The sequence below is a fragment of the Nocardia cerradoensis NBRC 101014 genome (genome assembly GCF_000308535.1).
Lineage (GTDB): Bacteria > Actinomycetota > Actinomycetes > Mycobacteriales > Mycobacteriaceae > Nocardia > Nocardia cerradoensis.
Genome location: NZ_BAFW01000199.1, coordinates 84,933 through 106,122, shown reverse-complemented (window position 1 = coordinate 106,122; position 21,190 = coordinate 84,933). Strand labels below are relative to the sequence as shown.

20 protein-coding genes are annotated in these 21,190 nt (G+C 68.2%); 7 read left to right on the top strand and 13 right to left on the bottom strand.

Annotated elements, in window-relative coordinates:
- Positions 1-94: 94 nt before the first annotated feature.
- Positions 95-589: an aggregation-promoting factor C-terminal-like domain-containing protein gene (locus ON23_RS39360; RefSeq protein ID WP_051043004.1), complete on the bottom strand. Its 495-nt coding sequence runs from the start codon at positions 587-589 to the stop codon at positions 95-97.
- Positions 590-1,095: 506 nt separating this feature from the next.
- Here ON23_RS39360 and ON23_RS21195 point away from each other — a divergent pair.
- From ON23_RS21195 to ON23_RS21185, 3 genes are all read left to right on the top strand, one after another.
- Positions 1,096-1,557: a MarR family winged helix-turn-helix transcriptional regulator gene (locus ON23_RS21195; RefSeq protein ID WP_245556041.1), complete on the top strand. Its 462-nt coding sequence runs from the start codon at positions 1,096-1,098 to the stop codon at positions 1,555-1,557.
- A gap of 13 nt (positions 1,558-1,570) precedes the next feature.
- Positions 1,571-4,270: an MFS transporter gene (locus tag ON23_RS21190; protein WP_083904124.1), complete on the top strand. Its 2,700-nt coding sequence runs from the start codon at positions 1,571-1,573 to the stop codon at positions 4,268-4,270.
- Positions 4,271-4,429: 159 nt separating this feature from the next.
- Positions 4,430-5,089 (top strand): YceI family protein, encoded by a 660-nt coding sequence (locus tag ON23_RS21185; RefSeq protein ID WP_245556039.1) that lies wholly within the window; start codon positions 4,430-4,432, stop codon positions 5,087-5,089.
- A gap of 19 nt (positions 5,090-5,108) precedes the next feature.
- On the opposite strand, the gene ON23_RS21180 is transcribed toward ON23_RS21185, so the two are convergent.
- On the bottom strand, positions 5,109-5,441 hold the full coding sequence (locus ON23_RS21180) for a hypothetical protein (protein ID WP_039780248.1): 333 nt from the start codon (positions 5,439-5,441) through the stop codon (positions 5,109-5,111).
- 206 nt (positions 5,442-5,647) lie between these two features.
- Positions 5,648-6,820, bottom strand: a complete 1,173-nt coding sequence (locus ON23_RS39355; RefSeq protein ID WP_051043002.1) for a PucR family transcriptional regulator — start codon at positions 6,818-6,820, stop codon at positions 5,648-5,650.
- A 250-nt stretch (positions 6,821-7,070) separates the two neighbouring features.
- On the opposite strand from ON23_RS39355, the gene ON23_RS21170 reads away from it, so the two are divergent.
- Positions 7,071-8,615: a long-chain-fatty-acid--CoA ligase gene (locus tag ON23_RS21170; RefSeq protein WP_039780246.1), complete on the top strand. Its 1,545-nt coding sequence runs from the start codon at positions 7,071-7,073 to the stop codon at positions 8,613-8,615.
- 5 nt (positions 8,616-8,620) lie between these two features.
- On the opposite strand, the gene ON23_RS21165 is transcribed toward ON23_RS21170, so the two are convergent.
- From ON23_RS21165 to ON23_RS21130, 8 genes are all read right to left on the bottom strand, one after another.
- The gene (locus ON23_RS21165; protein ID WP_039780287.1) at positions 8,621-9,166 is read right to left on the bottom strand and encodes a TerD family protein; all 546 of its coding nucleotides are present in this window, start codon (positions 9,164-9,166) and stop codon (positions 8,621-8,623) included.
- A 144-nt stretch (positions 9,167-9,310) separates the two neighbouring features.
- Complete coding sequence (locus tag ON23_RS21160; protein ID WP_051043001.1) at positions 9,311-11,374, bottom strand: CocE/NonD family hydrolase; 2,064 nt, start codon at positions 11,372-11,374, stop codon at positions 9,311-9,313.
- A gap of 107 nt (positions 11,375-11,481) precedes the next feature.
- Positions 11,482-12,714: a cytochrome P450 family protein gene (locus tag ON23_RS21155; RefSeq protein ID WP_039780244.1), complete on the bottom strand. Its 1,233-nt coding sequence runs from the start codon at positions 12,712-12,714 to the stop codon at positions 11,482-11,484.
- Positions 12,711-13,988 carry a cytochrome P450 family protein gene (locus tag ON23_RS21150; RefSeq protein ID WP_039780243.1) on the bottom strand — a complete coding sequence of 426 codons (1,278 nt, stop codon included), beginning with the start codon at positions 13,986-13,988 and terminating at the stop codon, positions 12,711-12,713. Before ON23_RS21150 ends, ON23_RS21155 begins: the two co-directional genes overlap by 4 nt.
- Entirely contained in the window at positions 13,985-14,563 is a 579-nt protein-coding gene (locus ON23_RS21145; protein ID WP_275942017.1) for a GTP-binding protein, read from the bottom strand. Before ON23_RS21145 ends, ON23_RS21150 begins: the two co-directional genes overlap by 4 nt.
- 49 nt (positions 14,564-14,612) lie before the next feature.
- Positions 14,613-14,978, bottom strand: a complete 366-nt coding sequence (locus ON23_RS21140) for a DUF742 domain-containing protein (protein WP_039780239.1) — start codon at positions 14,976-14,978, stop codon at positions 14,613-14,615.
- Between the two features lie 10 nt (positions 14,979-14,988).
- Complete coding sequence (locus tag ON23_RS21135; RefSeq protein ID WP_036506268.1) at positions 14,989-15,396, bottom strand: roadblock/LC7 domain-containing protein; 408 nt, start codon at positions 15,394-15,396, stop codon at positions 14,989-14,991.
- Positions 15,393-16,820 carry a sensor histidine kinase gene (locus tag ON23_RS21130; protein ID WP_245556037.1) on the bottom strand — a complete coding sequence of 476 codons (1,428 nt, stop codon included), beginning with the start codon at positions 16,818-16,820 and terminating at the stop codon, positions 15,393-15,395. The genes ON23_RS21135 and ON23_RS21130 overlap by 4 nt, the downstream gene beginning before the upstream one ends.
- A 484-nt stretch (positions 16,821-17,304) precedes the next feature.
- Between ON23_RS21130 and ON23_RS21125 the strand changes: the two genes are divergently transcribed.
- Genes ON23_RS21125 through ON23_RS21115 form a run of 3 tightly spaced genes read left to right on the top strand, consistent with a single transcriptional unit; the run spans position 17,305 to position 19,492 of the window.
- Positions 17,305-18,108, top strand: coding sequence for an SDR family NAD(P)-dependent oxidoreductase (locus ON23_RS21125; RefSeq protein ID WP_039780284.1), 804 nt, complete (start codon positions 17,305-17,307; stop codon positions 18,106-18,108).
- 8 nt (positions 18,109-18,116) lie between these two features.
- On the top strand, positions 18,117-18,965 hold the full coding sequence (locus ON23_RS21120; RefSeq protein WP_039780283.1) for a TIGR03619 family F420-dependent LLM class oxidoreductase: 849 nt from the start codon (positions 18,117-18,119) through the stop codon (positions 18,963-18,965).
- A gap of 17 nt (positions 18,966-18,982) precedes the next feature.
- A complete protein-coding gene (locus ON23_RS21115; protein ID WP_039780238.1) occupies positions 18,983-19,492 on the top strand; it encodes a nuclear transport factor 2 family protein in 510 nt (169 codons plus the stop codon).
- A gap of 58 nt (positions 19,493-19,550) precedes the next feature.
- On the opposite strand, the gene ON23_RS21110 is transcribed toward ON23_RS21115, so the two are convergent.
- Positions 19,551-20,411: a 3-hydroxyacyl-CoA dehydrogenase gene (locus tag ON23_RS21110; RefSeq protein ID WP_039780237.1), complete on the bottom strand. Its 861-nt coding sequence runs from the start codon at positions 20,409-20,411 to the stop codon at positions 19,551-19,553.
- Positions 20,412-20,452: 41 nt separating this feature from the next.
- On the bottom strand, positions 20,453-21,109 hold the full coding sequence (locus tag ON23_RS21105; protein WP_223273649.1) for a TetR/AcrR family transcriptional regulator: 657 nt from the start codon (positions 21,107-21,109) through the stop codon (positions 20,453-20,455).
- Positions 21,110-21,190 lie beyond the last annotated feature (81 nt).

Sequence of the window (21,190 nt, the reverse complement as noted above, 5' to 3'; positions counted from 1 at the left end):
GGGNGGGGTATGACCTCGCGGGTCACAGCATTCAGAGTGCTCGCAACCCTGCCCTCGATTGTGACAGTTGAAGTGGTCCGGCGACAATCGACAGCTAGTACCAGTGGTGGGACTGCCAGAATGCCCACGCCCCGTCGGGGCTGCCGTACCGCTCGACCATGTAGTCGTAGGTCCAGCGGATCTGGGTCACCGGGTTGATCATCCAGTCCACGCCGTGCGAGGCCATCCGCTCCGGCGGCAATGCCTGACCGAGACCGTAGGCGCCCGATTCCGGATTGACGGCGAACGGATTCCAGCTGCTCTCGTGCGTGATCACGTTGTCGAACGAGGGGAACTGGGGGGCCGGAACGATCGTGAGGGCGACCGTCTTCATCGGCAGGCCCAGCAGCAGCCCCGCGGTGGCGGACCCGGAGGATCCCGCCGAACCCGAGGCCGAACCGGATGCCGATCCGGAGGTGTCGGCGCAGGCGGGGCCGCAGTCGGCGCCGGCCGTCGCGGCGAGGGCCGCCGGCGCTCCGACCAGCCACAGCGCGGAGAACGCGGCCAGGGCGGCGCGGCGCAGCGGGGACCTCGGTGTCGTCTCGGTCACAATTTCGACGCCGGCCGGAGAGGGTGCCGGAGGTGGCGGCAAGGTTGCCGAGCTGATCGGCGAGGCGGAGGAGACCGGAAAATGCGTTGCCGAAGCGGTGGGCTTCGCGGTCTGATTTGTCGGCTGGGCCGGAATTCGGGCGGGCTCGATTGGCGCAGACATGGTCAGCTCGGTCCTTCCGTGTCGACTTGCCGATCGATCAGAGTCGGAAATGCGACAGGTCGAGCAAACCACCGGTAATCCCGGGATGTCCGGATTGGGATCGGCGTGTCCGGCGCGGGCTTCCCGGGGGTGGGCCGGGGTACGTGCGAGCGCTATCCGAACGTATGTATAGTTGGCCTCAGCAACTAGTTGTACATGCTAATCAAATGCGTCGCGGGGAGTAAGGAAACTCGATCATGGTCGTCGATGCCCGTGATTCCCGTGTAAGCCCGCGGGCCGAAAGCGGTAGCTTGCGTAACCACGTAGGCCCTGGCGAACACAGCGCCGGCGTCACCGAACAGGATGTGGCCGATCGACTCGGCGGCCAGCTGATCCGGTTGATGCGGGCGATCGGCAGAACCAAATCGCACATAGCCAAGTACGGTCCGGACGGTCTGGAGCGATTGGCCTATTCTGTGCTGTTCTGCCTGGTCCACGACGGTCCGCAGCGGACGGGGAAGCTGGCGGACACCTTGCATATCGAAACATCGACCATCAGCAGGCAGACCAGATCGCTGGTGGCACACGGCCTGGTGGAACGCCGGGCCGACCCCGTGGACGGACGGGCCTGCGTGCTGGCGCCCACCGCCGAAGGGGTGCGGGTCTTCGAGGAGAACCGCCGAAACCGCAACCGCTGGCTGGCCGAGGTGATGGCCGAGTGGCCCGCCGGCGAACGGGCCAGATTGACCGATCTCCTCGAGCTGCTCGTCAGCGGCATCGAAGAATCCACAGCTGAAAAGTCCACCGCAACAGCCGAATCGAATTAGGGCTTACATACACATGACGACTTCGACCAGTGAGGCTCCGCCGGCGCAGCCGAACGCCCCGACCGTCGCTCCGGCGGCGGATGTGCGACCGTCTCTGTCGCATCGGCAGATTTTGACTATTTTGTCCGGTTTGTTGCTGGGGATGTTCTTGGCGGCGCTGGATCAGAATATTGTGAGTGTGGCGATTGTCCGGATCGCGAATAGTTTGCATGGTTTCGATCAGCAGGCGTGGGCGACGACGGCGTATTTGATTACGGCGACGATTTCGACGCCGTTGTACGGCAAGTTGGCCGATATCTATGGTCGGAAGCCGTTCTATCTGTTGGCGATCGGTATTTTCGTGGTGGGTTCGGCGGCGTGCACGTTCGCGACGTCGATGTACGAGTTGGCGGCCTTCCGCGCCTTCCAGGGCTTGGGCGCCGGTGGCCTCATGTCGCTGGCCATGACCATCGTCGGCGATATCGTCCCGCCGCGTGAACGGGCCCGCTACCAGGGCTATTTCATGATGGTCTTCGGCACCTCGACGGTGCTCGGCCCGGTGCTGGGCGGCCTGTTCTCCGATTACGACACGCTGTGGGGTATCGACGGCTGGCGTTGGGTGTTCCTGGTGAACGTCCCGATCGGCGTGGTCGCGCTCGCAGTCGTGGCCAAGGTGCTCAACGTCCCGCATCAGCGGCAGAAATTGAACGTCGACTGGTGGGGCGCGATCGCGCTGGCGATCTGTGTGGTGCCGTTGCTGATCGTGGCCGAACAGGGCCGCACGTGGGGCTGGGGCTCCGGCGGTTCGGTGATCTGCTACGCCATCGGCGCGGTGGGCCTGGTGTTGTTCATCGGAGTGGAATACCTGATGAAGGACTCCGCGCTGATTCCGCTGCGGCTGTTCAAGAACTCCACCTTCTCGGTGGTGATGATCGGTGGCTTCATCGTCGGTATCGCGATGTTCGGCGCGATCAGCATGGTGCCGCTGTATCTGCAGGTGGTGCGCGGCTATTCGCCGACCGAGGCGGGTCTGCTGATGCTGCCGCTGGTGCTGGGCATCATGATCGGGTCGATGATCTCCGGTCAGGTCGTCAAGCGCACCGGCCGCTACAAGATCCTGCCGGTGGTCGGCACCTTCCTGGTGACCGTGGGCGCGCTGCTCTACGCCCAATTGCACTTCGACAGCGCGATGTGGCAGGTGCTCGCGATCGGCGCGCTGGTCGGTCTGGGCCTGGGCTGCTGTATGCAGACGTTGATCATCGCGGCGCAGAATGCCGGTCCGCGGTCGGATATGGGTGTGTCGACGGCGTCGGCGACCTTCTTCCGGCAGGTCGGCGGCACGCTGGGCGTGGCGATCTTCCTGACGATTCTGTTCAATCTGCTGCCGCACAAGATCACCGACGCGTTCGGCGGTCATCTGCCGCCCGGACTGGACGCCGGCAAGCTGAACCAGCTGCAGGCCAACACCGCCGGAATCGGCGCGCTGCCGCAGCAGATCAAGGATCCGATCCTGATCGGGTTCACCAACTCGATGCACGGCGTCTTCTACGCCGCGGCGGGCGTGGCCCTGCTGGCCTGCATCGTCATGATGTTCATGAAAGAGATTCCGCTGCAGGATGCTTCGGCGCCCGCCCCGGCGCCGAAGGATCCGGTCGAGGCGGCCGAAGCCGAGTGGGCCGAGAACCAGGTGTGGGAGGGTGCCGCCCAGGCGCTCTCCGAGCCCGAACCGGTTCTCGCCGCCGCGGCGGCAGGTCGGCACGCCGCGGCCAACGGGCACGAATCACATCGAATTGCGGAGGTTTCGGCGATGACAAACACTCCTGTCGTCAACTCCCACGGCAGCGGCCACGCCATCGGCGGGCAGGTGCAGCGGGCCGACGGCCGACCGGTCGCGGGCGCCGCGCTGACACTGATCGACCAACGCGGACATCAGGTTTCGCGTTCGACCGGCGACAGCGGCGGCCGCTATTCGATCGAGCCGCCGGGCGCGGGTAGCTATGTGCTGATCGTCTCGGCGAACGGTCATCAGCCGGCCGCGGTGAACGTCACCGCCGACGGACGTACCCAGCGCCTCGATCTGACCCTGCAGGGTTCGGGCGAGCTGTCGGGTATGGTCCGGACCGCAGGCGCGGGACAGCCGCTGGCCGGTGCGACCGTCACCCTCACCGATCTGCGCGGTGAGGTGGTCGGCGCGGCCGTGACCGACGCGTCCGGCAACTACCTCTGCCACGGTGTGGTCTCGGGGACCTACACCCTGGTGGCGGTGGCCGAACATATGCGCCCGAGCGCGACCGCGCTGGTCGTGCCCGACAGTGGCCTGCTGCACCACGACATCGAACTCTCGCCGATGGCGGTGCTGACCGGAACCGTGCTCGCCGACGGCGGTGCGGTGCTGGACGCGGAGGTCACGGTGCTGGATCGCTCCGGAACCCCGATCGGGACCACTCGCACCGACGAGAACGGCCAGTACGTCCTGACCGACCTCAGCGAGGGCGAGTACACGGTGGTCGCGCGCGGTTATCCGCCGGTGACCAGCCGGGTCACCGTCGGTGGTGGCGAGGTCGAGCACGATGTCCGGCTGGGTTACGACGACGGTGACGAGGGCGTTCGCCCGGCCGCCGAGCCCACCGGAGTCGCCGGCACGAACGGTGTCGCGACGAACGGAGAACGGAACGGGGTGCGGCACAATGGTGTCGAACCCAGTGGTGTCGATCAGAACACGGAGCTGTCATGAGCGGTTTGACCGCACAGGTTCGCAATTCCGATGGCTGGCCGGTGCCGGGTGCGCTGCTGACCGTGACCGATCTGACCGGTCGCCAGCTCGCCCGGGCGGTGGCCGACGAGACCGGGGGCCGCGGCCACCGAGCCGCTGCCCGCGGGTATGCACACCGCGGTGGTGACCGCCCCCGGCTACCAGCCGGTGGCGCAGATCGCGCGGATATCCGCCTCCGGCAGTGGGCAATTGGGTGCGGTGGCGTTGCAGTCGGAGGCGAGCTCCGTCGGCACGCCGGCGCCCGGCCCGTGGACCATCGACCCGGTGCATTCCACGGTCGTGGCCACCGCCCGCCACCTCGGTATCGCGAGTATCAAGGCGCGCTTCGCCGAGGTGGGCGGCCGGCTGGACGTGGCCCGGAACTTCGAGCAGACAACCGGTTTCGCCGAGATCAAGGCGGCCAGCATCGATACCGGAATCGGAATGCGCGACGACCATCTGCGCTCGGCCGACTTCCTCGATGTCGAGAACTACCCGCTGATCGGCTTCACCGGAACCGGATTGCGGCGCACCGGCGCCGATACCTGGGTGATGCCCGGTGAATTGGAGTTGCACGGTCAGCGCCGCCCGGTGGAGCTGGACCTGACCTACGGTGGTTCCGGACCCGACCCGTGGGGCGGGGTCCGCGCCGCCTTCCATGCCGAAACCCATTTGCACCGCAACGATTTCGCGATCGACTACAACGCCGTCGTCCGCGCCGGCGTCGCCGCGGTGGGCACCACGGTGAAGGTCGAGCTGGATATCGAACTGGTGCAGGGAGATTCGCTGCCGCAGATGTAGCGGGCGGGCCGGGAACCGGTCAGCTCGCGTGGCGTTCCGGGACGACCCAGAGGCGCTGCACCGCGGGGAATTCCGTGGTGTCGGCGCTGGGGTCGACCTCGATCTCGGGATCGAACTCCGGATACCAACGCGTCATGCCCGCAAGGGAATTCGCCGAAGCGGGAATGTCGAGTTGCAGCTCGATGGTGTCGGTGAACGGGTCGATCACCGCGGCGTGGCGGGCCGGCTCCGGCGCCGCGTGGCGCGGGCGAAACCGTAGTCGATCGATGAAGTCATCGACGGAGGTGTAACCGGCCTCGTAGATCTCGGCCAGCAATCGTTCGGCGGGCGACGGGGCGTGGGATCCGCGCATACTGTCCCTCGATTTATCGATGTTTCACACTACGGTGTTGTTCAGGGGCGATGGGGGCTGTCGGGGACGCAGCCCCCATCTGACCTGATGTTGCGACAGCGGGACGCTGTGGGCATGGCGACCCGCTCTGCAAGCCTCGAGCTATCGAGGCAGGTCGAGCCTAAGCCACTTCGTGGCAACCGCACGGCATTTCGGGGGAAACTTCACTAATTCGCAGACGCGAAATTCGTTGCGCCAGGCCGTACCAGACGGTCGTATTGAATCGCCCACCACACCTGTGCGCCGGTGTGGGCCCGGCGCAGATCGCACCCGGTCAGCTCCTCGAATCGAGCGATGCGATACCGGACCGTATTGGGATGCACGATCAGTCGCTGGGCGGTCGCCTCGATGCGCATACCGGTATCGAGATATGCGGTGACGGTATCGATCAGCGTCGTCGCCGAGCCGCTGCTGCCCAGCGGGGCGAGATAGCGGCGCACGAGTTCGGCGCCCAGTTCGGGATCGGCCGCGACCCCGGGCAGCAGGCCGAGACCGTCGAATTCGCAGGTGCCGGTGTGGCCGAGAGCGGCTGCGGTGGCCAGCGCGCGGCCCGCCAGCCGAAACGAGCGCGGGGCCTCTGCGAGCGGGCGCGGCGGTCCGAACGCCAGCAGTGCCGTGCCCGGGATGTGGATCGTGCGGTCGGTGAATCCGGCGTAGTCCCCGTCGATCACGGTGCGGAAGGCGTAATCGGCGCCCTGGGGTCGCAGCAGACGGTCGAATTCGGTCGGCGGCGCGGCGTCGGCGCGGGCGCGGAAGGCCCGGTATTCGGCGTCGGCGCGCAGGCCGTAGCGCTGGATGCCCAACGTCAGTTCGGTGGCCGAAATCGTGCCCGCCAGCACCGACCGCGTGAATTCCGCGCGCTGGATGCGGTCGTGACCGGCCCGGGTGCGCTCGACCTCGTGGTGGGCGTCGGAGAATGAGGTCGCGGCCTCGTCGACCAGGCGCAGCAGGTCCCTGGTGATCTCGAACAGCACCGCGTCGTCGGCGCCGCATTCGGCCGCCACCGCGCTCAAGGTCTCGAGATGCAGCCGTTCGGCCAGGCGCCAGGCGCGCAGCAGCGCTTCCATCGACACGTCCTGGTTGGCGCGGATGCGGCCGTAGTCGGTCATCCGAGCGCCCTCGGGCGGCTCGATATCGGCCGTACCGGCGAGGGAGGCGAACAACCGGTCCATGATCGCCGTCGTCGTCGGGAGCAGATCGGCCGCCTCGATCGTGCGGTAGTCCGGAATGTCGGCGCGGGCCCGGTCGACGATGCGGGCGGCGAGGGCGTCGCGCTCGGCCCGCATCCGCACCAGCAAGCGCTGCCGCGGGGAATTCGGGACCTCGGACGATTCGCTCATGACAGGCCCGAGGATACGACGCGACTTTGGAGAAACCAACAAAACGCGGCCCCCGAACTTCGACACGGACTCCATGGCCGCCCGCGATGTGGTGCACGACACTCAACGGTGTTCCTCCGGTGGATCTCGGCCGCCTCGATTTTGGACTGACGGAGCGAGGGAGCGCAGCGACTGAGCGGAGGAAGGAAAAATCGAGGCCAAGGGGCCGAGATCCCGCCGTAGCGAAGCGAAGGCAGAAAGCAGAGAGACCGTGTATCTGACTCAGGGCCTGCACCGGGCCGTCCAGCAGAACCCCGACGGGGTCATGTCGATCTGCGGGGATCGCACCCGCACCTTCGCCGAGGGCGCCGACCGGGTCGCGCGGCTCGCCGCGGCGTTGCGGCAGCTGGGCGTCGGCGCGGGCGACCGGGTTGCGATTCTGGCGCTCAACAGTGACCGGTATCTGGAGTACGTACTGGCGGTGCCGTGGGCCGGGGCAACGCTGAATCCGGTCAACATTCGCTGGAGTCCGGCCGAAATCGCCTATTCGCTGGAGGATTCCGAGACCGCGGTCCTGCTGGTCGACGACGTCTTCGCCGCGATGGTGCCGGCGCTGCGGGCGGCCGCGCCGGTGCTGGCCACCGTGATCCACTGCGGTGACGGTCCCGCGCCCGACGGCATGCTGTCGTACGAGGAGTTGATCGCGGGCGCGGACCCTGTCGAGGACGCCCGCCGCGGTGGTGACGCCCCGGCCGGAATCTTCTATACCGGCGGCACCACCGGTCACCCCAAGGGCGTGGTGCTCAGCCATGCCGGGCTGCAGATCTCGGGTCTGGGCAGCCTGTCGACCGGATATCTGGCACAGCCCGGCGCCCGATATCTGCATGCCGCGCCGATGTTCCATCTGGCCGATCTGGCCGGCTGTGTCACCCAGATCATGATGGGTGGCGCCCAGGTGATGGTTCCGGCCTTCGATCCCGTCGCGGTGATGACAGCGATCGCCGATCACCAGGTTACGGATACGCTGCTGGTGCCGGTGATGATCCAGATGATCGTCGATCACCCGCGGGTGAGCGAGTTCGATCTGTCCAGTGTGCGCGGCATCGTGTACGGGGCCTCGCCGATCGCGCAGGCCGTGCTCGAGCGCGCCATGCGCGCGTTCCCGCAGGCGCGTTTCGCCCAGGCCTACGGGATGACCGAATTGTCGCCCGTGGCAACGCTGCTCGGCCCCGACGACCACCTGGCCGGACGATTGCGTTCGGCGGGCCGCGCGGCTCCGCACGCCGAGGTGCGCATCGCCGATGCCGAGGACAACGAGGTGCCGCGCGGAACCGTCGGCGAGATCCTGGTGCGCGGCGGCCATGTGATGCTCGGATACTGGAACCGGCCCGAGGAGACCGCGGCGGCCCTACGGGGCGGCTGGATGCACACCGGCGACGGCGGCTATATGGACGACGAAGGCTACGTCTACATCGTCGACCGGATGAAGGACATGATCGTCAGTGGTGGCGAGAACGTGTATTCCGCCGAGGTGGAGAACGCGGTCTCCGCGCATCCGTCGGTGGCGGCGTGCGCGGTGATCGGCGTCCCGGACGAGGAGTGGGGCGAGCGGGTGCACGCGGTGATCGTCTGCCATACCGGCGCCACCGTCACCGTCGAGGAGATCCGCGACCACGCCAAGCGGCTGATCGCCGGTTACAAGGCCCCGCGCACCATCGAGCTGGTCGACGCCCTGCCGGTTTCCGGTGCGGGCAAGATCCTCAAACGTGAACTGCGCAAACAGTATTGGGGCGAGGCGGAGCGGCAGGTCCACTGATCGCGTCAGCGCAGCAGGCCGGCCAGGTGCGGTAGCGCTTCGACGGGGTGGGCGGCGGTGATTCCGGCGGCGATCTCGCGGAATTCCCAGCCGTCGCGCTCGCGGCGGAACACTCCCACCACCATGCCGGTATCGCCGCCGGCGCCGAGTTCGCGATCGGCGAGCACGGTCCCGTCGGCGCCGGTGACGCGGCAGCGCGCGTTGTCGATATCGGCGAAGGTCTGTCCGCTGTAGCAGGTGACGACCACGGCGACGGCGGTGATCTCGGGGCGCACGCGGGTCAGGTCGACAGTGATGATCTCGGCGTCGCCCTCGTCCTCGCCGTTGACGCTGTCGCCGAGCAGCCGCACCGCACCGTCGGCGGAGATCAGCTGCTGGTGATACACCACCTCGACGGGGTTGTCGCCGGCCAGGAGGACGGCGGCGGCGTTGAGGTCGATCGCGGTGCGGCGGGCGCCGAACCAGCGTCGGCCGTGAGCGGGATCCCACCCCAGGCCGACGGTCGCGAATTCCACCGAACCCGCAGCGCGTCGTGGTTGATCTCCGGACATCAGCCGCACCTCCCCGCCGAGCGGTGCGACGTCGGTGCGCACCGGCTTCCGGCGGTAATTATGGACCGTCGAGTGCGCGACCGTGAGCGGCGGCCGGTTCCGGCACCTGTGCGTGACTCGGAAGTTCCTCGGCCACCGGGTGATTCAGCCGAGGGGCCGATCGGTGGGCAGGTTGACGTAACTCGGTGCGTTCGGATCCAGGCGCAGGTGCTGGGGCTTGAGCTCGGAATCGTTGAGCATCGGGCGGAACGGCATGGCCTTGGGCGCGTTGGCCGCGAACAGATCGATGCGCAGCCGATGTCCGATCTGAAGCCGCGCCTGGGTCGGGATCACCGCGATGTCGAGGCCCACCGGTTCGCCGGGCGTCACCGGCTGCCGCGCCGCGGCGGTGAGGAGATGGAACGGAACGGTGTAGTCGCCGTTGGCGGATCGGGAACTGCGGGCATCGTCGACGGCGCGCATGGAGACGGTGAGCTGGCCGGTGGTCAGGGCCGTGGAGGTGCCGTCGGGCGCGACGTCGTTGACGGTGGCGCTCCAGAATCCGTCGGTGGCGTCCTGCACGGTCTCGAGGTGGATGTCGATGGGCCCGGAGATGGCGGTCGGCGCGGACACCGGGGCGCTGGTGAAGGTCAGCGCGTCGTGTTCGGCCACTCGGGAGTCCTTGGCGCAGGTGTCGAGCATCGCGGCCGAACCGGCCGAACCCTGGGCCGCGTCCCGTGAGCAGAGGGTCGCCAGCCCCGGCGCCACGGTGAGCGCGGAGACCTCGGCCGGCGGCTGGGCGCTCAACGAGCCGTCGTGCACCGCCGCATCGGTCGTCCCGCTGGGCGCGGCCGTCAGGTAGATCCGGCGGTGGTCGGCTCCGGGCTGCGGATACTGCGGCAGTGTCACCCAGCCGCCGCCCTGTTCCTTCAGCACGATGGGGCCGTAGCCGTCGATACCGTTGTCGATGTCCTTGAGCCACTTGTCGAACCACGCTCGCTGCAGCACCTCGAGCCGCGGCGGGGCGCCGGGTACGCCGGTGCCGGCCCCGGGATTGGAGTGATAGGTGTCGCCGACCACCAGTTGTTTCCGCCCGGCCGGCAGCGGGATGGCCTGGTAGATCTTGGTGGCGCTGTTGGCGAAGATGTCGTGCCAGCCGCCGTAGACGAAGGTGGGCACGGTGACTCGTTCCGGATGTCCGGTGAGGGCCTGGCGGAAGTCGCTGCCGGAGTCGAGCGCGTCCGCGAGGGCGGGCGGCATGTTGTCCATCGACGGCGTCAACAGGGCTTGGGCCAGCAGGTCCACATTGGTGGCCGGATCCGCCACGCGGGCGGCGAGCCATTTCCAGTCGAAGGTTCCGTCGAAAATCGACTTCAGGTCGGGGATCAGCTTGAGCTGATTGACCGTTTGGAGCCACATCGGCAGGAAGGTGGTGCCGACGCCGCCGCCCGGTGCCACCACATCGCGCATGAGATCGCTGCCGGGGACGACCGGGAAGATGGCGCGCAGCGCCGCCGGGGCGTCCTCCGCCGCGCGCAGCTGGTTGATGGCCGCGTACGAGCCGCCACTCATCGCCACCTTGCCGTTCGAGAACGGTTGTGCCGCAGCCCAATCGATCACCTCGCGGGTATCGAGCTGTTCCCGCTCGCCGAGGGTCTCCCACTTGCCCTGGGACTGTCCGGTGCCGCGCACATCGGCGACCACCAGCGTGTAGCCGCTGCGGATCAGATTGCGGTCCAGGCCGAGGACGGTCGGCACGGTGCCGCCGTCGAGGGCGTGCAGCAGATCGCCGAAGCTGCTGATCGGGGTGCCGGAGAGGTTGATCTGCCGCACCAGCGACATCACCAGCGGCTGTAGTTCCGGATTCTCCACCGCCGAGCCGACCAGATCGGTCATCAGCTTGGTGTAGGGCGTGAGATTGACGATGGTCGGCAGTGGCTGGGCGACAACCGCGCCCGAGGCGTCGACCGGCCGGTAGACGTCGGCCTTCAGCATCACCCCGTCGCTCATCCGGATCGCCACATCGGAGTCCACGTGGACATCGGGATATTGCTGCGGACCGTCGTGCACGGCGGTCCACTGGTCCTCCCGGCCGGCGAGGCTGGGGGCGCCGGAGTGCGGTAGGCCACCGAAGAGCGCGGTGGCGGTCGCGGAAATCCCCACTGCCGCAACGGCAATCAGGGTTCGGACGGGCACGACGGGTTTGCGCGATCGCAGCTGCCCGAACATCACGCCCCTTCTCGGTTGAGTTTTCGCGCACGACTGGGCCGGTCATCGACGATAGCAATGCGCTACCGAGAAACCCGGTAGCGCGGCCCTGGTGTCGTGCGCGGAACTCAGTCGCCGAGCCGGACCGGGAACTGTGCCAGATCGTTCTGCGTCAGCACGGGAAGGTTGTGAATCTCCGCCACGGGTACGGCGAGCGACAGCTGCGGGAATCGTTCGAACAGCGCGGGCAGCGCGATCGAGGCTTCCAGCCGGGCGAGCGCGGCTCCGGGGCAGATGTGCGGGCCGTGACCGAAACTGATGTGCCGCTTGGCCGTCGGCCGGGTGATGTCGAATTCACCGGCATCGGCGCCGTGCACCGTGGTGTCGCGGCCGATGGCCCGATACGACATGACCACCCCCTCACCGCGTTCGATGACGGTGTCGCCGACGGTGATGTCCTCGGTCGCGAAGCGCATCAGCAGATGTGTCACCGGGCCGTCCCAGCGCAGCGTCTCCTCGATCGCGGTCTCCCAGTCGATCTGCCCCGACCGCACCAGCGCGAACTGTTCCGGATGGGTGAGCAGGGCGCGCACGGTGGTGAGGATCAGCGACACCGTGGTCTCGTGCCCGGCGGCGACCAGGGCTTGCAGATTGCCGACCACCTCGGCCTCGCTGAGCGGTTCGCCGCCGTCGGTGGCGAGGATCAGCGCGCTGGTCAGGTCGTCGGCCGGGGTGGCGGCCTTCTTGCGCACCATCGCGGTGAAGTATTCGCCCATCCGCTCGATCACGGCGAGCCGCTCGTCCTGCGGGGTGAGCAGGGAGAAGAACGCCTTGTACCAGTCGAGCAGCATCGGATGGTCGGCGTGGTCGACGCCCATCAGCTCGCTGATCACGCGCATCGGCAGCGGATAGGCGAAGACCGATTTCAGGTCGGCCGTACCGTCGCCGGAAGCGGCGGCCAGATCGTCCAGCAGGGCGGCGACCGTCGATTCGATGAACGGGCGCAGCGCGGTCAGGCGGCGCGCGGTGAGCGCCTGGGTGGTCTTGATCCGCAGGCGGCGGTGTTCGGGGCCGTCGACGGTGAACATCGACACGCCGACATCGATCATGCCGATCAGCGGCCACTGCCGGGTGACCACGCCGTCGCGCCACAGCGACCAGGAGTTGATGTCCTTGACCAGTCGCGGGTCGATGAGCAGCTGCCGGGCCAGGGTGTGGCCGGTGACGGTCCAGGCCGGGACGCCCAGCAGTTCGATGCGGGTCAGCTGTCCGGCATCGCGTAATCGGGCGGTCTCCCCGGCGAGGTCGCCGACCATCGGATCGATCACGAGCGGTGCGGCATGCGGGCAACTGGCATTCACGGGGTACCTCCCACGGTACGAACGGGTGTGAAGGTGACCGGCAGCGACGTCATTCCGCGCAGGAACGGCGAGGGCCGGCGAGTCAGTTCGGTGGCGGCGACCGCGAGGTCGAGATCCGGCAGCCGATCCAGCAGCACTTCGATCCCGGTGCGCGCGATGATCTCCGCGATCTGCTGGGCCGGGAAGGGACAGCGGTATTCGCCGTAGCTGAACGCGAAATGCGCGCTGTTGCCGCTGTGCGCGGGGGCGAGCGAATCGGAAAGGTCTTGGCGCACATGCGGATCGGCGTTCGCACCGGCCAGGCCGAGCAGCAGCATATCGCCGCGCCGGATGGTCTTGTCGGCCAGCCGGGTGTCGCGCGAGGCCCAGCGCCCGGCCAGGATCTGGGTGGGGGTGTCCTCCCACAGCACCTCGTTCATCGCCTGGCCGATGCTGTGGCGGCCGCCGCCGAGCGCGGCGGCGAAGCGGTCGTCGGTGAGCATCAGCCGCACCGAATTCCCCAGCCAGTCGCTGGTGGGCAGCTGGCCCGCGGCGGTGACGGCCATCAGGTCCAGCGCGTATTCCTCGTCGCTGAACCGTTCGGGCGAACGCAGCATCCGCGAGGTCAGATCGTTGCCCGGGCGCGCCTTCTTCATCGCGACGAGTCGCTGCATATGGTCGGCGAACCGGCCGTAGGCCGCCTGCGCCTCCGCGCCACCGTCGGCCAGCGTCTTCATCGTCCAGGCCAGATCCGCGCCCTGCTCGTCGGGGAAACCGATCACCCACGCCAAGGCCAGTACCGGCAGCGGTTCGGCGTATTCCGCGATCAGGTCGGCGTGGCCGCGCCCGCAGAAGTGGTCGATCAGCCGATCCGCCAGATCCTCACAGGCCCTGCGCAATCCGAACGGGTCGACCTGTTCGAGCGCGGGCTCGACCATGGCCAGATGCCGCAGATGTTCGGCTCCGGCGGTGAAATAGATCGAGGGCATCGGACGGCCGACCATGGGCAGCAGCGGCCAGTCCTCCGGAATGTTCGGCCACTGGTTCCAGCACGCCACGTCGCGCGGGAACAGTTCCCCGTCGCTGGTGACCTGGTGCACTTCGCGATAACCGATCACCAGCCAGGCCGGAATCCCGCCGGGCAGTACCACCGAGACCACCGGGCCGTGGGTGCGGCGCATCTCCCGGTACAACTCGTGCGGGTCGGTGTGGAAACGCGGGCCGCTCAACGGAACCGGATCGGTGGGCGACACCGGGCAACCCCCGGTGGTGAGGCCGGGCTGCGGCGCGTTCATCGAGCGGCCCCCCGGGCGGCGGCCCGCAGACCGGCGGCGTGCAGATGTTCGACGAGGGCGATCAGCACTCGCTTACCCGAATCCCGCGAGCGCGCATCGCATGCCACCATCGGCACGTGCGGATCCAGATCCAGCGCCGCGCGCAGTTGGGTGTCGTCGTGGCTCGTGGGCCCGAAGATGTTGCACGCCACCACGAACGGTGTCTGCTGATGTTCGAGCCGGTCGATCGCATACCAGGAATCGGTGATCCGGCGCGGGTCGACCAGCACGATCGCGCCCAGCGCGCCGGTGAACAGCCGGTCCCACAGAAACCAGAAGCGCTCCTGTCCGGGAGCCCCGAACAGATACAGGACGTGTTCGGCGTCGATGGTGATGCGGCCGAAGTCGAAGGCGACCGTGGTGGTGGATTTGGCCGGTGCGCCGGTGGGATCGTCGATGCCGATGCCCATCGAGGTCATCGTCGCTTCGGTGTCGAGCGGCCGGATCTCACTGACCGCGCGGACCATGGTCGTCTTGCCGACGCCGAAACCGCCGACGATGACGACCTTGAGCCCGTGCCGGACGGTATCGGCCAGCGGGGCCTGGGCCCGGGCGGGACGGTCGCCGACTCCGGTGCGGCGGGGATCAGAGGTTGCGGAGTCCAACGAGCACCTTCTCCAGTATTTCGGTGTCGGGCAAGGCTTTCCACGGCTCCCACGCGGGGGCGGAGCGCGGGTGGCGCACGGTGATCTTGCCGGCGTCGAGCAGGTCGGCCAGCAGAACCATCGTGATGCCGACCGGCAGCCGCAGTTCGGCGGCGATCTCGACCACGGCGGTCGGTGCCCGGCAGATCTCGAGGATCGCGACCTGTTCGGACTGCATACCGGGGACCGGAGCGGATTCGGCCACCACGAGCGTCACCAGATCGAAGGCGTCGGTATCGGGGTGGCTGCGGCCGCCGGTGAGGGTGTAGAGCCGGTCCGGGGAGTCGTCACGGCCCGGCCTGGTCATCGCGGCCGCCTCACGGGCGCGGGCCGCGCGGCGCGGCGGACAGGTGTTCGCCGAGCTGTTCGACCAGTTCGCTCATGTTGTGGCCGACCAGCCCGGCATCGGCCTCGGCATCGGCGACGACCGCGATATGGGCTCCCAGCCCGGCTTCGACGATGAACAGGATGCCGCCGTAGAACTCCGTCATCGACTGCCGCACCCCACTGCGCCCGTCGCCGAATTCGACCGAGGCGCCGTGCGAGAGGCTCTGGATACCGGCCGCGATCGCGGCCAGTTGATCGGCCTTGTCCACCGACAGTTCCGGGGTGTGGCAGATCTTGAGACCGTCGCTGGACAGCAGCAGGGCGTGGCGGCTGTGCGGGGTGCGGGCCAGCAGCTGGTCGAGTAGCCAATCCAGGTGTGCCGGTACGGAAGTGGTCACCGATCGTTCTCCAGGGCAATCGAAGGGGAGGGGGAATCCGGGGCCGAGACCGCGCGCTGGAAGGCGCCCAGGGCCGAGGGGCGCGCGGGCGGATAGGCGGAATTCTCGGCGGCGGTGGGGCGCAGGCCGTCGGGATGCACGGCGGCGAGGGTGCTGCCGCGGCGGCGCTTCGGCAGTGGCTCGGCCGATCGTTCGAGGGGTGGAACCGATTGGGCGGCAGGCTGTTCCGTGTTCGGCGTGGACGCGGCCGGTTCGGTGTCGCCGGTCAGGGGCGGCTCGAACGGACTCGCCGGAAGGGCGGCCGGGGTGACCGGTCGGGCCGCGGGCGGCAGTTCGATCGTCGCGGTGGAGCCGGGGGAGCGATCCAGACGGGTGGTCAGATCGCGCGGAACGACCACGACGACCGCCGTGCCGCCGATCGCCGACGGGCGGTACGACACGGTCAGCGCGTGTTTGCGGGCCAGATTACCGACCACGGCGAGCCCGAGCCGGGTGCCGGTCAGTGAGGACAGATCGGTGTCGGATCCGCGGCCCGCCACGGTGCCCGATACCGCCTGTTCGGCGCGGCGCAGGGCGGTTTCGCTCATCACGAGTCCGCTGTCCTCGATGGTGACGACGACGCCGGCCGGCACTTCGGCGGCATAGACGTGGACTTCGGTCGTGGGCGGGGAGAAGTTGCACGCGTTGTCGATCAGTTCGGCCAGCGCGTGCATGACTCCCTCGGCGGCATGACCGGCGATCGCGATTTCGGCGACCGCGCGCAGGCGCACCCGGCGGTAGCCCGCGACGCGGCCCATGGCGCCGCGCAGAATCGATTCCATCGCAATGGGTTTCGCCCACCGGCGGCCCGATCGCGCGCCACTGAGCACCGCGATACTGTCGGCCAGGCGTCCGGCCTGTGCCGTGCGGTGGTCGAGGGTCAGCAGATCGGCCAGTACCGACGGATCGGCGTGCCGATGTTCCATCTCGCGCAGTTCGGCCAGCATCGAGGTGGTTATGGCCTGCATACGCCCGGCCGCACCGGCGAACGCGGCCATCGCGGCCACCCGGCGGTTCTCGCTGCCGTGCGCCTCCCGCCCCGCCGCGGACGCGGTGTCGTGCGCGGCGGCCAGGCGCGCCTCGCTCTCGGCGACGTAGGTGGCGGCCGCGCGCTCGGCCCGGTCGTTCGCTTCGCGATAGTGAATCGCCTGGTCACGGTAGTGCGCGGCGCATCCCGACGTCACGGCGAGGAGCAGTCCCGCGGCGCCGGCGGCGATGGCGAATGCCACCCGTGCGGTATCGGGCGCGAACCGGAGGACGGCGAGGCAGGCCACGGCGCCGGTGAGGACGCAGATCGTCGCGGGAAGCAGGAAAGCCGGTAGCCGTCGCGGTGGCCGGGATGGGGCGCCGGAGGGCGGCTGCTGCGTATTCAATGAATAGATCACTATCGATACTTCCGGATCCACATCCACCCGTGCGGAGACGGCACAGTTTCCCCCACCTTCCGCTGTGCACGGCTGGCTCGAATATGCGGACCGCCAGACGTTTTCGAAATTCGCGCACGAGCATAACGCCGACCTCGAGGGTGCGCTACCCGAAGTGTTCGCGCCGTCCGGCGGCTTCGAAATGGAAGTTTCACGGCGAGTTTTCGAAATGAAAGGAATGTGATGCCGAGGGGGTCTCTTTCCGTGAAAACGCTGCTCGGCGACCATGTTCGAAAATTCTGGCGAATGCGTCGTGTGATCGATCGACATGATCACGAACTGAAAACGTTGCGCCGCAGTATCTTTCGGCAATTTAGTGAACAGCGTTCATTTCACCCTGAGCAGTGCTTTTCTCCGCGGGGCCGGGTGTCCGGTGAGCGGGAGCGCGCGCCGGACCGAAACGTGTGTCAGTTACCGTCCCGGCATGGCCGCAGAACCGAACGACATCATCGATCCGCACCGCTACGGGCCGTGGGCAGTCATCGCCGGCGGTTCGGAGGGGGTCGGCGCGGAGTTCGCCGACCGGCTCGCCGCCGCGGGAATCAACATCGTGCTGCTGGCGCGGCGGGAGGGCCCGCTGGCCGAGACCGCCGAACGAGTCGCCGCGCGTGGTGTCCAGGTGCGGACACTGGCGGTGGATCTCACCGCGCCGGACGCAGCCGCCCGGGTCGCGACCGCCACGGCCGACGTGGAGGTCGGCCTGCTCGTCTACAACGCGGGAGCCAACACCCACAGCGCCGAATTCCTCGACGGCGACCTCGAGGCCTTCGCCACCATGAACGCGCTGAACGTGACCGCGCCGCTGGCGCTGGTCCACCACTTCGGGCGCGGTATGCGCGCGCGGGGCCGCGGCGGCATCGTGCTGGTCGGCTCGCTCACCGGATACTGCGGTTCGGCTCGCCACACCGTCTACGGCGGTTCCAAGGCGTATCTGCGGATCTTCGCCGAGAGCTTGTGGCTGGAACTGCGGGAACACCACGTCGATGTGCTGCATCTGGTACTCGGGGTGACGCGGACGCCGGCGATGGCACGGGCGGGCTTGAATTTCGACATTCCCGGAATGCTCGTGGCCGAACCCGCGGATGTGGCGCGCGAAGGGCTCGAGCAGTTGGCGAACGGCCCGGTGTTCGTCGCGGGCGGCAATGCCGAGACGGCCGCGCGCAGCAGCGGTCCGGACCGGGCGGCGATCGTGCTCGGCGGGCATCGCCGGATGCAGAAGCTGATCGGCGCCGAACCGGATCCGCGATGACCGCGCCGTTGCGACTGGCCCTCTCGTCGCCGATCGTGGTGCGGTTTCCCGGGCAGTATTCGCCGTGGGAGGCCGACGCCGGCATGGCGGAACTCGCCCGCATCGCCGAGACCGCCGATCGGCTCGGATTCGACCATCTCACCTGCAGTGAACACACCGCGGTCCCCGCGGCGGTGGCCGCCTCGCGCGGCGCGACCTACTGGGATCCGGTGGCCACGCTGTCGTATCTGGCCGCCCGCACCACGCGAATCCGGCTCGCCACCTCGGTGCTGGTGCTGCCGTATCACCACCCGCTCGAGATCGCCAAGCGTTACGGCACCCTGGACCGGATCAGTGGCGGGCGGGTCGTTCTCGGCGTCGGAGTGGGTTCTCTGCGTGCGGAATTCGAGCTGCTGGGCGCGTCGTGGGAGGGACGCGGAGAGCAGGCCGACGATGCGATCGCCGCGCTGCGTGCCGCATTCGGTGTGCGCGAACCCTCCTATGCCGGAACGCATTACAGCTTCTCGGAGTTGATCGTCGAACCGGCCGGCGTGCAGGCCCGCGTTCCGATCTGGGTCGGCGGGCGAACCATGCGCTCATTGCGCCGTGCGGTCCGCTTCGGCGACGGATGGATGCCGTTCGGCCTGCCGATGGCGGAGCTGAAGACGATGCTCTCGCAGGTCGATTCGCCACCCGGCTTCGAGGTCGTACTCCCCACCGGACCGCTCGACCCGCTGGGTGAGCCGGACCGGGTGACGCGGCGGCTCGCGACCCTCGCGGATGCGGGTGCCACACTGGCCGGATGCGCCGTCACCGCGAACTCGGCCGAACACTACTGCGATCAGCTGGTGGCACTGACCGAACTCGTGAACCGATGAGGCCGGAGGAGGACGAGATGACCGAGATCGAGCTCACGGACATTCTGCGCCGATTGCGGCGGGTCGAGGACGAACTGGCGATCATGCGCATCATCGCCTCCTACGGTCCGCTGGTCGACGCCGGACAGGCGGAGGCGACGGCCGAATTATGGTGTGCCGACGGCGAATACGACGTCGAGGGCTGGCAGATGCGGGGGCGTGACCAGGTGCGCGCGATGGTGGACTCGTCCGCACATCGGACGCTCATCACGGCCGGGTCGGCGCACTTCCAAGGTCCGGCGCGCATCGCTGTCGACGGCGACGAGGCGCTCGCGGTGTTCGAATCGCTACTGGTACACCGCGAATCGGAGGGTTACCAGGTCCTGCGCGCGAGCGTGCACCGCCTCGAACTGCGCCGCGAATCCGACGGCTGGCGTATCGCGCGCCGCACCGCCCGGCTGCTCGACGGCGGTGAACAAGCCCGCGAACTGTTGTCCACCTTCGCGGGCCGACGCGGGGACCGGCCGTCGCCCGATTCCCGCGACTGAGCACCGGTTATCACCTGCCGGCGTTGAACACCTCCGAATATGTCTGTGCTCCAACCGCTTACGCGTTGTAGCGGTAGAAGCCCTCGCCGCTGGCCAGGCCGAGCTTGCCCTTGTCGATGTACTGCGACTTCAGCCACTGCGCGAGCTTCTGGCCGTCCTCGCCGCTGTTGACCAGGATGTTGTAGGGCGTGGTGAGACCGACGATGTCGAGGATCTGGAACGGGCCCGCGGGTGCGCCGGTGCCGATGCGCCAGGTCTCGTCGACCGCCTTCGGCTCGGCGTAGCCGCCCGCCGCCAGCGCCATCGCCGAGTTGAGGAACGGCACGAGCAGCGAATTGAGGACGTAACCGGCCTTCTCCTTGTGCAATTCGATCGGGACCATGCCGATGGCCTCGGCGAACTCGACCACGGCCCGATACACCGTCGGATCGGTGTCCTCGGTGCCCATGACCTCGGCGGTGTTGAACTGCCACACCTGATTGGCGAAGTGCAGGGCCAGGAAGCGGTCCGGGCGGCCGGTGGCGTCCTTCATATCGCTGGGCAGCAGCGTCGAGGAGTTGGTGGCGAAGATGGTGTGCTCGGGCGCGAGTTCGCCGAGCCGGCGATAGGTGTCCTGCTTGATCGACAGCATCTCCGGCACCGCCTCGATGATCAGATCCGCGTCCCGCGCGGCCTCGCCGAGATCACTGGTGAGCGTGATGCCCGCCGCGGTGGTCTCGGCCTTGCCGTCGCCCGCGCCCTGTACCTGCTCGCGGTAGGTGGCCGCGAGTTTGTCGAAGCGCTCGTGCGCGGCGGTCAACGCTTCGTCATTGATGTCGTAGGCGGTCACCTCGAAACCGTGAAAGGCGGTCTGGAAGGCGATCTGGGATCCCAGGACTCCGGTCCCGAGGACGCTCACCTTGCGAATCGTCGCGGACATGTCGACTCCGTTCTGCGGGCCGTGGCCCGCGCTGGTGGTTTTCAGGTTCCGGAGACCGCGGCGCTGCGGAAACCGGCGACGAGCTGGGCGATCTGGGCGTGCAGATCGGCGATCGGATCGTGGTGGGGATGTACGCCGGTGGACGGGCGCACCAGCGCCATGTGCAGGACCGCGAAGAGACCGCGGCCCGCCACACGCGCCGCCTCCCGCTGCGCGGCCGTGGGCTCGCCGGAGCCCGCGACCGCGGTCAGCAGGATCTCGGCGAGGACCGCCTCGAGCTGCGCCACCAACGCCAGGCCCTGTTCGCGATAGGTCTCCTCGGGCGGCCCGAACAGCAATTCGCGCTGGTAGGCGATGGTGTTCTCGGTATTGCGCGCGGCCGCGACCAGAATCGGCCGCAGCAGCGCCGTGATCGCACCGACCGGATCGGCGATGTCGCGGGCGCGGCGAGCGCCTGTCTCGAGTGCCGACCGGAAGTCCTCGTTGTAGACCATGAGCAGCAACTGCCCCTTGGACGAGGCGTAGCGGAAGAGGGTGCCCGCGGCGATATCGGCCCGGTCGGAGATCTGCTGGGTGGTGACCGCGGCGAATCCGCGTTCGGCAAACAACCGCGCCGCCACCTCGAAGATCCGGCTCTGTTTCGCGCGCATATTGCGCGCCCGCCGCCCGACCTGCTGATTCTGCTGGGGATCCGCCACTCGACACCTCCCATCGGCCCGCCTTAATGAGTGCGCTCATTAATGAGCATACTCAGAGCTACCGGAGGCGCAACACATCCA

Coding starts and splice junctions, on each gene's coding strand:
- ON23_RS21190 (WP_083904124.1), top strand. CDS start 1,571: ATGACGACTTCGACCAGTGAGGCTCCGCCGGCGCAGCCGAACGCCCCG.
- ON23_RS21180 (WP_039780248.1), bottom strand. CDS start 5,441: ATGCGCGGATCCCACGCCCCGTCGCCCGCCGAACGATTGCTGGCCGAG.
- ON23_RS39355 (WP_051043002.1), bottom strand. CDS start 6,820: ATGAGCGAATCGTCCGAGGTCCCGAATTCCCCGCGGCAGCGCTTGCTG.
- ON23_RS21165 (WP_039780287.1), bottom strand. CDS start 9,166: ATGTCCGGAGATCAACCACGACGCGCTGCGGGTTCGGTGGAATTCGCG.
- ON23_RS21160 (WP_051043001.1), bottom strand. CDS start 11,374: ATGTTCGGGCAGCTGCGATCGCGCAAACCCGTCGTGCCCGTCCGAACC.
- ON23_RS21150 (WP_039780243.1), bottom strand. CDS start 13,988: ATGAACGCGCCGCAGCCCGGCCTCACCACCGGGGGTTGCCCGGTGTCG.
- ON23_RS21140 (WP_039780239.1), bottom strand. CDS start 14,978: ATGACCAGGCCGGGCCGTGACGACTCCCCGGACCGGCTCTACACCCTC.
- ON23_RS21115 (WP_039780238.1), top strand. CDS start 18,983: ATGACCGAGATCGAGCTCACGGACATTCTGCGCCGATTGCGGCGGGTC.
- ON23_RS21110 (WP_039780237.1), bottom strand. CDS start 20,411: ATGTCCGCGACGATTCGCAAGGTGAGCGTCCTCGGGACCGGAGTCCTG.